The organism is Candidatus Bandiella numerosa (assembly GCF_021811875.1).
In the GTDB taxonomy this organism is placed as follows: Bacteria; Pseudomonadota; Alphaproteobacteria; order Rickettsiales; family Midichloriaceae; genus Aquirickettsia; species Aquirickettsia numerosa_A.
In genome coordinates, this window is the sequence record NZ_JAJBJD010000012.1 from 1 (window position 1) to 12202 (window position 12202).

12 protein-coding genes and 1 tRNA gene are annotated in these 12202 nt (G+C 30.4%); 10 read left to right on the forward strand and 3 right to left on the reverse strand.

All coding sequences use genetic code 11. The annotated features are described in order from the left end of the window. Positions 1-216 precede the first annotated feature (216 nt). Both L8D11_RS01010 and greA read right to left on the reverse strand, forming a co-directional pair. Positions 217-293 (reverse strand) — tRNA-Arg (locus tag L8D11_RS01010). Further along, complete coding sequence (gene greA, locus L8D11_RS01015) at positions 293-769, reverse strand: transcription elongation factor GreA (RefSeq protein WP_236869819.1); 477 nt, start codon at positions 767-769, stop codon at positions 293-295. The genes L8D11_RS01010 and greA overlap by 1 nt, the downstream gene beginning before the upstream one ends. Before the next feature lie 217 nt (positions 770-986). Here greA and L8D11_RS01020 point away from each other — a divergent pair, with 217 nt between their 5' ends. From L8D11_RS01020 to rodA, 3 genes are all read left to right on the forward strand, one after another. Then, entirely contained in the window at positions 987-1400 is a 414-nt protein-coding gene (locus tag L8D11_RS01020; protein ID WP_236869820.1) for a helix-turn-helix domain-containing protein, read from the forward strand. A 61-nt stretch (positions 1401-1461) separates the two neighbouring features. After that, a complete protein-coding gene (prfA, locus tag L8D11_RS01025) occupies positions 1462-2535 on the forward strand; it encodes a peptide chain release factor 1 (protein WP_236869821.1) in 1074 nt (357 codons plus the stop codon). A 3-nt stretch (positions 2536-2538) separates the two neighbouring features. After that, positions 2539-3654 (forward strand): rod shape-determining protein RodA, encoded by a 1116-nt coding sequence (gene rodA, locus L8D11_RS01030; protein ID WP_236869822.1) that lies wholly within the window; start codon positions 2539-2541, stop codon positions 3652-3654. 278 nt (positions 3655-3932) lie between these two features. Here rodA and L8D11_RS05955 read toward each other — a convergent pair whose 3' ends face one another. Continuing rightward, positions 3933-4160, reverse strand: a complete 228-nt coding sequence (locus tag L8D11_RS05955; RefSeq protein WP_369127273.1) for an IS1 family transposase — start codon at positions 4158-4160, stop codon at positions 3933-3935. A gap of 125 nt (positions 4161-4285) precedes the next feature. On the opposite strand from L8D11_RS05955, the gene fliN reads away from it, so the two are divergent. From fliN to pheT, 7 genes are all read left to right on the forward strand, one after another. Continuing rightward, positions 4286-4567, forward strand: a complete 282-nt coding sequence (gene fliN / locus L8D11_RS01035) for a flagellar motor switch protein FliN (RefSeq protein ID WP_236869823.1) — start codon at positions 4286-4288, stop codon at positions 4565-4567. A gap of 85 nt (positions 4568-4652) precedes the next feature. Then, positions 4653-4940: a hypothetical protein gene (locus L8D11_RS01040; protein WP_236869824.1), complete on the forward strand. Its 288-nt coding sequence runs from the start codon at positions 4653-4655 to the stop codon at positions 4938-4940. 35 nt (positions 4941-4975) lie between these two features. Next, complete coding sequence (gene hemA / locus L8D11_RS01045) at positions 4976-6196, forward strand: 5-aminolevulinate synthase (RefSeq protein WP_236869825.1); 1221 nt, start codon at positions 4976-4978, stop codon at positions 6194-6196. Between the two features lie 147 nt (positions 6197-6343). Then, complete coding sequence (gene tig, locus L8D11_RS01050) at positions 6344-7675, forward strand: trigger factor (protein ID WP_236869826.1); 1332 nt, start codon at positions 6344-6346, stop codon at positions 7673-7675. Between the two features lie 18 nt (positions 7676-7693). Further along, positions 7694-8293: an ATP-dependent Clp endopeptidase proteolytic subunit ClpP gene (gene clpP, locus L8D11_RS01055; RefSeq protein WP_236869827.1), complete on the forward strand. Its 600-nt coding sequence runs from the start codon at positions 7694-7696 to the stop codon at positions 8291-8293. Continuing rightward, positions 8286-9551 (forward strand): ATP-dependent Clp protease ATP-binding subunit ClpX, encoded by a 1266-nt coding sequence (gene clpX, locus L8D11_RS01060; protein ID WP_236869828.1) that lies wholly within the window; start codon positions 8286-8288, stop codon positions 9549-9551. Before clpP ends, clpX begins: the two co-directional genes overlap by 8 nt. Positions 9552-9571: 20 nt before the next feature. After that, positions 9572-11971 carry a phenylalanine--tRNA ligase subunit beta gene (pheT, locus tag L8D11_RS01065; RefSeq protein ID WP_236869829.1) on the forward strand — a complete coding sequence of 800 codons (2400 nt, stop codon included), beginning with the start codon at positions 9572-9574 and terminating at the stop codon, positions 11969-11971. The last annotated feature ends 231 nt before the right edge of the window (positions 11972-12202 follow it).

The window sequence follows — 12202 nt, forward strand, 5'->3', positions numbered from 1 at the left end:
CTTTCTTGAATTCCTATTATTCTATCAGCTTTTATACCAAACTTATCGTTCTTCTTTATATGAATCTAATTTTTTAAATCCATTTATTGCATATCTTCCTTGCTTTGCATTTATGCAACGGCCTTTACAATGATGCTTAAAAGCAATCCCAATAATACCTTTACTCTTTCATTCCTTATTATAACTAACCCTAATATTATTATAATTACAAAAAAATGGTGCATTTGGAGGGATTCGAACCCACGACCTATACCTTCGGAAGATAGCGCTCTATCCAGCTGAGCTACAAATGCTAAATATAATCAACAGATTTTATTTGATAGTATTTCACACCTTTAGGAGTTTTAAATTCCAAAGATTCATTGACTTTTTTTCCTATTAAGGCTTTAGCGAGTGGTGAAGAAATTGAAATTAAACCTTTTGAAACATCCGCTTCATATTCACTAACAATTTTATAAAAGACTTCATCGCCTTTATCTTCATCAAATAATTTTATTGATGCACCATATTTTATCTCCGAACCTTGAATTTTTGTTATGTCAATAACCTCCGCCCTAGAAATTTTATCTTCAAGTTCGGATATTTTTGCTTCTATAAATCCTTGTTTCTCTCTGGCTGCATGATACTCTGCATTTTCGGACAAATCGCCATGCTCTCTTGCTTCTGCAATAGATTTTATAACATTAACTCTCTCTACGTTCTTTAAACCCATAAGCTCAAGTCTAAGCTTATTCATACCTTCTTTTGATATTGGAAATCTTTCTACCATTTAATTTACTGCACTAATACTTGATAAGGTTGAATATTTACTATATATATACCAATAAGTATTTTTTTTAAACGAAAATTATCACTATTATATATATATATAAGGATTAGGTGATTCTAAGATCGTGTGTATATTTATGTATTAGTATTGTTTTGATACTTAAAGGTTTGCATTCTAAATTATATAAAGTTGGACTATGTGGGAGGGTTATAAGCTTATGGTCAATTCTAACGATAAAAATATCCATCATGTAGATTTACATGTTGGCGAAAGATTAAAACAAAAAAGGCTTGAGAGAGGAATAAGCCAAGATGATCTTGCCGGATCAGTCAATCTTACCTTTCAACAAGTTCAAAAATATGAAAAAGGAGTTAATAGGGTAAGCGCAAGCAAACTTTATGACTTTTCTAAATTTTTAAAAACTAATATTAGCTATTTTTTTGATGGAATAGATAATTATGATACATCAGGCACAAAAGAAATTGATTATGCATCTGATGTTACCCAAAATACATTTGGAGATAATATTAAACCTAAAGAAATTGATATGTTAGTCAGTGCATATAAAAAAATTCACAATTCAGACGTTAGGAAAAATATTTTAGCATTATTAAAGTCATTATCTTCCTGAACGCTTGATAATTATGTTGAACCTGTTAAATTGTTTACTAAATTTAATAGTCTAAGCATATATGGCGTTTGAAGATAGGCTACATAAAATAATAAGTAGGTATGAAAATTTAAGCGATAAATTATCTGATCCTTCTAAAATTCCTTCTCAGGATTTTGCTAAGATTGCAAAGGAGCATTCTGATTTATCTGAAATCAGCTCCTCTGCAATTGAGTATTTGCAAAATTTAGAATTATTAAAAGAGGCTGAAGATATATTACTAAATAGTGATGAAAAAGAATTAAAAGATTTAGCATTTGAACAAAAAAGAGAATCTAAAGCAAATTTAGAAATTATTAAAGAAAATTTAAAAATAATGCTGTTACCTAAAGATATAGCCGATGAAAAAGGAGCTATAATTGAAATCAGAGCTGGGACTGGAGGTGACGAAGCGGCTTTATTTGCTGGCGCATTATTCAAAATGTACCAAAAATATGCTGAAAACCAAAAGTGGCAATTTGAAGTATTATCTATCTCCGGTATAGTCCTAGAGGGATGCAAAGAAGCTATGGCATCAATTAGTGGTAAAGGAGTATATAAAAAGCTAAAATATGAATCTGGTGTTCATAGAGTTCAAAGAGTGCCCACAACAGAATCAAATGGAAGAATTCACACATCTGCAGCTACTGTAGCAGTTTTACCTGAGGCTGAAGATATTGATCTTAAAATTAATGATAAAGACTTAAGAATCGATACATATAGATCCAGTGGAGCTGGTGGTCAACACGTTAATACAACAGATAGTGCAATAAGAATAACCCATATTCCTACCGGTTTAGTTGTTGTCCAATCTGAAAAATCTCAACATCAAAATAAAGCAAAAGCTTTAAAAATTTTAAAATCTAAATTATATGATATCGAAAGGGAAAAAAAAGACAAGGAAATGTCAGATTTACGAAGAATACAGGTTGGAAGTGGTGATAGATCAGAAAGAATTAGAACCTATAATTTTCCCCAAAATAGAATAACAGATCATAGAATTAACATGACTGTCTATAATTTGGAAGAAGTTTTACAAGAGGCAAAATTAGACCAATTTATCGATGCACTTGCTGCAGATGATCAAGCAAGAAAAATTGCTCAAGAAGAGAATTAATTAATGATCAAGCAAATATCCCTTGCAAAAAAAGAATTCTTATTAATAAAATTGTTCATCGCATTAATACTAATTCTAGTATCAGTTAATCTCTTTGCAATGTTTTCAATCGCAGGCGGGGTAGTTGATAGTTTAGTCAGCAAACAAATTAACATCACGTTAATTTCACTCTTCATGACTTTTATATTTTCTATAATAAATATCAGATTTATTTTTAGTAATTCATATTATATTTATTTATTGGTTTTATTAAGCCTAATTATAACTGATTTTTTAGGGTATCAGGCGATGGGAGCTAAGAGGTGGATAAATTTAGGATTCATCAATATCCAGCCTTCAGAATTCATGAAAATCGCCGTTATCTTGGCATTAGCAAAATTTTTTCACAATAGCCATATAAATAATATCAAAAAATATAGAAATTTGATATTTCCATTAATGCTAATAATATTACCTGCTTTATTGATATTAAAGCAACCAAATTTAGGTACATCATTAATTATAATTTTAACCTCTCTAACTATATTATTTATTGCTGGAGTTAGGATACAATTATTTATTTACCTAGGGTTATCTGCAGTTTTGAGCTTACCAATTATTTGGAGGTTTTTACATGATTATCAAAAAACGAGAATACTTACTTTTTTAGACCCAACCACCGATACATTAGGTGCAGGATATAACATCATCCAATCTATTATAAGTATAGGTTCCGGTGGGCTTTTCGGCAAAGGCTTTTTAAAGGGATCTCAAAATCAGTTAGATTTTTTACCTGAAAATCATACCGATTTTATATTTGGTTTAATAGCTGAAGAAGGGGGTTTTGTGTTATGCGCCCTATTATTAACAATATATTCTCTAATAATCACAATATTATATGTAATATCCATACAATGCTATTCTCACTTTTATAGAATATTTATTCTAGGATTTGCTTCTCTATTATTTTTTCATATTGTGGTTAATATAGGGATGATATCTGGGTTATTGCCAGTTGTAGGTGTCCCTTTACCATTGTTATCATATGGAGGTTCTAACTACCTTGCAATAATGATAGGCATAGGTTTGACTATAAATATATATTTAAACAAAACCAGAGTCCTACCAAAGGGCGGTTAATTTATAATATAAATGAGATATTAACACATATTAAAAGCACTAGGCAGATGCAATATGAAGATAAAAATTTTGTCTTAGTTTTAGGATCAAATTTTTAGATTATTTATAAATCTTTATTATTATTTATTTTCAAAATTTTTTAAAAATTCCTTGATTTCTATATAAAGGCCGTTGCATAAATGCAAAGCAAGGAAGATATGCAATAAAGGAAGCATAAATATTAGATAGCGTATAAATAGGAAAAGTGCTAACCTTTGACCTAAAACAATACGGCATTGCTAAACAAATATAGTGTCAAAGAAGAAATGGATGTACACAGATAATTCAGCCATATCATCGACCTTGGAATAAGCCTTGGTTTTTCGATTGCATCTCTTGATAAAGTCTCTGAGAGAGCTATTTTGCGCCTCAATATTATAGGTGCGCTTTTTACTTTGTATCAAAACATCATTTGGGATAACTCTTGCATATACTTTGTAATTGGGCTCTGTCGCATCTGTGAAAATTCAGTGCAAAAAGTGAAAATTTCAAAGTGTGGAAAATCGGGGGTTAGAAATTCTTAATTTTTACTTTTTATTTCAAAAATTAACAGATGCGACAGAACCCATATCATAGCAGCTTTCTCAATTACATGCTATATTTGTTTAGCAATGCCAAAAACAGAAATGGGATTAACTTAAATTTAAAGGCAATTTATGATGTTCCAATGAAATTAAAAGTCGTTTTAGGACAAGCAGAATTTAAAGTAAGTGATTTGCTTAAACTAAATAAAGGTGATAAAATTGAGTTAGATAAAAAGCCTGGAGATCCTGTGGATTTATTTGTTAATGATAAATTAGTTGCGAAAGGGGAAATAGTATTGATAGATGATAAGGTGGGTCTGACGCTTACAGAAATTATTGCAAATGATTAATTTGTATTTTACTTAAATTTTACTTGATAATTAAGTAACAAATTATATATTCAACGTATAAATAACATTTCAGTATAATTATATTATGATAGAAGGATTAATTAGTTTTTTGCATGTGGCTCCGTTGGTTGTGATATTTTCTCTTATGGTTGGTAGTAAAATATACAAAAAGACTACAGGTAAAAGTATAGACTTTTCGCCAACTGTATTATTGTTAAGTTCTATCGGTATTGCTTCTGGATTTGGTATACATCATCATGCTGGAGAAGAAGCATCGAGCATTTGCTATCTATGCTTTGGTTATGCAACGATATTGGCGGTTATGGGGTTAAAGCTTGCTAAAACAAACAAAGTTGTGAGACAAAACGCGTAATTTGATTTTAAAGTCAGTTTTATGCGCCAGATAAAATGAATAACCACTTTCACTCAGCTCTTTGTAAGATCAAAGCAGAGGGGATATACAGGGTTTTTACCGAATTAAAAGGTTATTCTTCTAGTAGTGTAAGAGCATATAGCGTAAAGCATGGTAAGGACATTACTCTTTGGTGCAGTAACGATTATTTGTCTATGAGTAAAAATCAATTTGTGATTGATGCTCTAGCAAAGGCTGCATATCAGTTTGGAGTTGGCTCTGGAGGGACGAGAAATATCTCTGGTACGAGCAATGCAATAATTAATGTTGAAAAAGAGATTAGTGATTTGCACAATAAAGATTCAGCTCTTGTTTTTACTTCTGGATATATTGCAAATCAGGCCACTCTGTCTACTATATCGAAGATTATACCAGACTGTGTAATATTTTCTGATCAAAACAACCATGCATCCATAATATATGGAATAAAAGAAAGTAAACTTGAAAAGGTTGTGTTCAATCATAATGATATGGATGATCTGGAAAGCAAATTAAAAAAATATCCACCTGAACGTCCAAAAATTATAGTTTTTGAGGCGGTCTATTCAATGTCAGGAACGACAGCAGAAGTTGGTAAAATTTGTATATTAGCAAAAAAGCATAATGCCTTGACATATGTGGATGAAGTACATTCTGTTGGAATTTATGGAAAAGAAGGTGCAGGAATGTGTGCAAAGCTTGGATATCAAGATGAAGTTGATATAATACAAGGTACATTCGCGAAAGCATATGGAGTAATTGGTGGCTATATTGCATCAAAATACGAAATAGTAGATAGTATCAGATCTTATTCTCCAGGTTTTATATTTACTACTTCTCTTCCTCCTGCAATTGCGGAGGCAATTTTGAGTAGTATAAAGTATTTGAGAAGGTCTAATGTTGAAAGGGATAAATTAAAGAATGTTGTATCTGTATTAAAAGACAGGCTTAGTAATAAGGGGATTAATTTTTTACAAAATAAAACTCATATAATATCTGTAATGATAAATGATGCTACATTATGCCAAGAAATTTACACAGACTTGCTTCAAAACCACAATATGTATGTACAGGGTATTAACTTTCCTACGGTTCCCAAAGGGCAGGAGAGATTAAGAATAACAGCAAATCCATTCCATACAGAAGAAATGATTGATCATTTTGCTGATTCGCTTTATAAAGTATTGGTAAAATATAATTTACTTAACTCAATCAATCAGAAAATTTCTTTTGGTTAATCAATACAGTATCTATGTCAATATACTTAAGTTTTTCTCATTTATTAGTAATATCAAGTCATTGATGGGTAGTTTTAAAAAAATTGTTTAATATATTGAAAAATTCTGATAAACCTGAATCTAAAATAATTATAAAGTAAAATCGAAATGAAAATTGAAGAAACAAAAAACGAAAGATTTCACAAAGAATTTAATATTCAAATTCCTTTTGACACAATAAATGCAAAAATTGAAGAAAAAGTTTCTGAAGCTGCTAAGACTTTTAGAATGCCTGGATTTAGAGAAGGGAAAGTTCCTTTAAGCATTGTAAGACAAAAGGTAAGTAAAGAAGAGACAGGAAGGCAAATTCAGGAAAACATATCTGCTTGTATAAAAGAGCTTATAGATACGAAAAAAATTATTCCATTCTCAAAGCCAGATGTTGAAATATTATCATTTGATGAGGAAAATGGTTTATCAGTTAGGATTGCAATCGAAACAATGCCTGAGGTACCAGAGGTAAAATGGGAGGAAATTGAAATTGAAAAAGTCGATATTAAAATTTCTGATAAAGAAATAAATGAAACTAAAAATAATTTACTAAAAGAATTTAGAAAATTTAAAAAAGCTAAAGATGATTATAAATCAAAAGCAGGAGATAAAATAGCAATTGACTTCCATGGTCAAATAGATGGCAAAGATTTTGATGGGAATAAAGCTGAAAATATGGAGCTTGTGATTGGAGATAATAGCTTTTTAGTTGATTTTGAAAATGAATTAATCGGTTGTAAGTTAAATGAGGAAAAATCGTTTAATTTAATATTCCCAGCAGATTATCCTAAAGAAGATATTGCCAATAAAGAGGCTAAATTTAAAATCAAAGTCGTTGATCTGCAAGAGTTAGAAGAAATAGAAAAAGTATCAGATGAAATGCTAAAAAGGTTAGGTGTTGAATCTGAAGAAAGACTGAATGAGCTTATAAAGCAAAAATTGAACTTTGATTTTATGAGTACAGTAAGGATGAAAATGAAAAGAGAGCTATTTGATAAAATAGATAAAGAATGTAATTTTGATTTGCCGGAGAAAATGGTTAATCAGGATTTTGAAGTTTTGTGGAAAGAAGTAGAGAAAAACAAAAATAAGCAAGAGGATTTAAAAAATAAATCAGAGGAAGAACTAAGATCTGAGTATAAAAAAATTGCGCACAGAAGAGTGAAATTAGGGTTAATAATGGCTGAAGTTGCAAGAAAAGGTGAGATAACAATAACTCACGATGAGCTAAAGCAGATAGTTGAAATGCAGGCTAACCAAAATCCTCAAATTAAAGACAAAATTTTAGAATTTTATAAAGACCCAGAAAATTTAGAAAAAATTAAAGGACCTATCCTTGAGGAAAAAGCACTTGATTTTATTTTGTCCAAAGTTAGACTCAAGAACACAGAAATGACTACCGATGATTTTGTAAAAAAGGTGTTACCTGAATTGAAGGAAAATAATTAAATTTGGGTTATAGTTATAATGTCTTATATTCCAGTTGTAATTGAACAGACTGCTAAAAGTGAAAGAGCTTTTGACATATTTTCTCGTTTGCTTAAGGAAAGAATAATATTTTTAAACGGACAAGTTGAGGATAATATGGCTTCTATCATCATTGCGCAACTACTGTTTTTGGAATCTGAAAATCCTAGCAAGGATATATTTATGTATGTAAATTCTCCTGGTGGTGTGGTTTCAGCTGGATTAGCAATTTATGACACTATGCAGTATATAAAGCCTGATGTTTCAACATTATGTGTAGGTCAAGCTTGTTCAATGGGTTCTTTTCTTCTTGCTGCTGGGGAGAAAGGAAAGAGGTATGCTCTTCCAAATTCAAGAATCATGATACATCAACCAATAGGTGGTTTTCGTGGTCAGGCGACGGACATCGAGATACATGCAAAGGAAATATTGCAATTAAAAAATCGTCTTAATAAAATATTAAGTGATCACACAGGTCAAAAAGCTTCCAAAATCGAAAAAGATGCTGATAGAGATCATTTTATGTCTCCAGAAGAAGCTAAAAATTATGGTATAATAGACAAAATAATTACTAAAAGAGTGGTAGCTCAAAATGAATAAAGCAAATTTAGAAATACTATATTGTTCTTTTTGCGGTAAGAGCCAAGATGAGGTAAAAAAACTTTTATCAGGCGTGGCGGTTTATATATGTGATGAATGCGTTGTTTTATGTTCTCAGGCTTTGAATGAAAGTAAAATTTCATCAGAACAGTTAATCAAAAATAACCTTACTCCTAAAAAAATATATGAAATTTTAGATGCATACGTAATTGGTCAAGAACTTGCAAAGAAGGTTTTGGCAGTCGCTGTTTATAATCATTATAAAAGATTAGAGAAACAAACTCAAAAAACGCAATTTGATGATGTAGAAATTTCTAAATCAAATATATTAATGATTGGGCCTACTGGATGTGGTAAAACACTGTTAATGCAAACGCTAGCAAAGATATTAGGTGTGCCATTTGCTATTGCAGATGCAACAACTTTGACAGAAGCAGGTTACGTTGGCGAAGATGTAGAAAATATTTTAGTGAGACTATTACAAGCTGCTGATTATAATATAGAAAAGGCAGAAAAGGGTATTATATATATAGATGAAATTGATAAAATATCTAGAAAATCTGAAAGTCCCTCTATCACTAGGGATGTATCAGGTGAAGGAGTACAACAGGCTTTGCTAAAATTAATGGAAGGTACAATTGCCTCTATACCACCTCAAGGCGGTAGAAAACACCCACAGCAAGAGTTTTTACAAATTAATACCGAAAATATATTATTTGTTTGCAGCGGTGCTTTTAGTGGGCTTGAAAAAATAATAAATCAAAGAATGAAAAGTAGTTCAATTGGGTTTGAAGCAGTTGTTAAGGAAAAAAGTAAAGATATTGAACTTTCTAAAATGATTAATAAAGTTGAGCCGGAGGATTTGGTTAAATATGGATTGATCCCGGAATTTATAGGGAGGTTGCCTCAGGTAGTGGCTATAGATGATCTTGATGAGGCAATGTTGATTAGAATTCTAAAAGAGCCAAAGAACTCCTTAATTCAACAATATCAGAAATTATTTGGGCTTAATGATATTAAGCTAAGTTTTGACGATGATTCTTTAAAAGAAATAGCTAAAGTTGCATATAAAAGAAAAACAGGTGCTAGAGGATTGAGGTCAATAATAGATAAAGTATTGCTGGGTTTAATGTTTGAATTTCCTAATGAAGGCAATATTAAAGAAATTATTATTGATTCTAATGTTGTGAAGCAAGATTCAAAACCTAAAATTAAGTATCACGAAAATAAGAAAGTTAAGAGTAAAAAAGTAGTTTAATTATTTTTAGTTAAAGATTTATGAAATTCACCTATAATTGGCTTAATTCGTTTATTGAGTTAAGTGCAGATTTAGAAAAAGTTGTTGAGGTTTTATCAAATATTGGCCTCGAAGTTGAAGAATTTCAAGATAAAGGCAAGGTATATTCTCAATTCATCATAGCAGAAATTATTGAGGCTATCAATCATCCTGATGCAGATAAATTAAAAATTTGCAAAGTGAATAATGGAAAGGAAATTTTGCAAGTTGTGTGTGGTGCTTCTAATGCACGAGCTGGTATTAAAGTGGTTCTTGCTCCAGTTGATTCAACGATACCAAGTAATAACATGGTTATCAAAACATCTGAAATTAGGGGTGTAAAAAGTAATGGAATGTTATGCTCTGAAACAGAATTACTGATTGGTAATAATTCCGAAGGGATTATAGAGATTTTGGATAGTAATTTAAAGCCAGGAATGAATTTTGCAGATTCAACAGGTTTGAATGATAAAATTATTGATATTAACCTTATTCCTAATAGGGGAGATTGTGCATCAATTTGTGGTATAGCAAGGGATTTAGCAGCAACGGGAATTGGCGCATTAAAATCTAAATTTTTTGATTTTTACAGGAATGCATTTGTTTTTGGAGATTCTATAAAGCACTTAAATATTTCAATAGATGATAAAAATTGCCATGAAATAGCTTTTTGTAAAATAGAAAATGTAGATAATAAAAATTCATTAACTAATGATTTAGTTTCTGTTTTTAAATTACTAGATATAAAATCACATAGTGCGCTAGTGGACATTTCAAATTTAACTATGTATGAATTTGGCAGACCTAATCATATTTATGATGCAGATAAAATAAAAGGAGACATTAAAATAAGATTATCTCAAGAAGGTGAATTTTTTAAATCACTAGATGGTAATGAGCACACTTTGCCAAAGGATATATTGGTGATTGCTGATGATGAGAAAATACTTTCCATTGCCGGAGTTATAGGTGGCGAAAATAGTAAGGTTGACGAAAATACAAAAAGCATATTAGTTGAAGTAGCAAATTTTAATTCTACGCATATTTCTAAATCAGTTAGGAAATTAAACACAAGAACAGAGTCATCATTTAGATTTGAAAGAAGAGTCGACTATGGGAATACAGCCTCTTTTATGCAATATTTAACTAATTTGATTTTGAAATACTGTGGTGGGAAAATATCTGGCTCTTTGGTAATTTTAGGTTCGGGATTGGAATATAAGAAACAGGTAGATATTGATTGTAAAAAAATCAATAAATTGCTAGGTTTTGAGGTTACAGAGCAGGATATAAATAGCATTCTGATTAGACTAGGCTTTGTGAAAATTAGGGATAATTTCTTTGATATTCCAAGTTGGAGACAGGGTGATATAGTTGATAATGCTGATATTGCTGAAGAAATAATCAGAATAAAGGGCACGGATTGTTTGCAGGAATTAGGCAGTTTTTATTATAATGCACAAGATTTAAAACAAAAAGAATCTGATTTTTTATCTATTTTTAAAAATATTTTAATCAATAGAAATATTTTTGAGGTTATTTCTTGGTCGTTTATAAATCATGAATCTGCAAATTTATTTGGGGAAAATTCAGTTATTAAAATTGCCAATCCGATAAGTAATGAATTTGCTGTGATGAGAAACACTCTAATCCCAGGGTTATTAAAAACAGCTAAAAACAACATTATAAGAGGGATGAAAAATCTTTCTCTTTTTGAATCAGGAAAAATTTATTATAAAGATAAGAATGGTACATTAATCGAAGAAAACTGTTTGGCTATAATCAGAACTGGAGAGATGTCTAATAAAAATATTTTTTCAGACCAAAGAAAGTTTGATTTTTACGATTTAAAGGATGATTTTTACTCAATGTTAAATGAAATAAGTATTTTTGAGGGTAGCATTATCATTAAGAAAGGTGCAAAGGCATATCATCATCCAGGTAAAAGCGCTTCTTATTATTTGGGTAAAAATATAATTGCCTGTGTAGGTGAGTTACATCCAAAAATTGTAAAAGAATTCGGTATCAAACAAAGCGTTATTTGTGCAGAAATATTTTATGATAACTTGCCAAAGAAGAATTTAGAAAAAAGAAAATCATTAGTTTTATCTGAATTGCAAAGTGTAAATAGAGATTTTGCATTTTATATGGATGATGCAATTGAAAGCCAAGAAATTATTAAATCTATAAAATCTTTAAAAATAAATATCATAGATGAAATTAATATTTTCGATGTGTATAAAAATAATCAAGATCCTAGATGCAAAAAGTCCGTTGCTTTCAGTGTAAAATTGCAGCCAATTCAAAAAACGTTGATTGACGACGAAATAGAAGATATTTCAAAAAAAATAATCAACGTTATACAAGAAAAATTAGGTGGTGAACTTAGGAGCCATTCTTAGTAATAAGCATTTCTATTTAATTTCTTCTGTATCAACTAGTTTAATATTTAGGAATTTCAAAATTTATGGAAATGAGAAAAAATAGAGGTAAATGAGAAGAAAACTGGCACCGTCAAGTTAATGGAAATATGGCCGCAACACAACCCTGACCCTTAAATTTTAGGCAGCAGCTATCTCTTGGATAGCTTCATCCCAAATAAATTTAGCTTTTTGAAAATTCTCTCTTTGGAT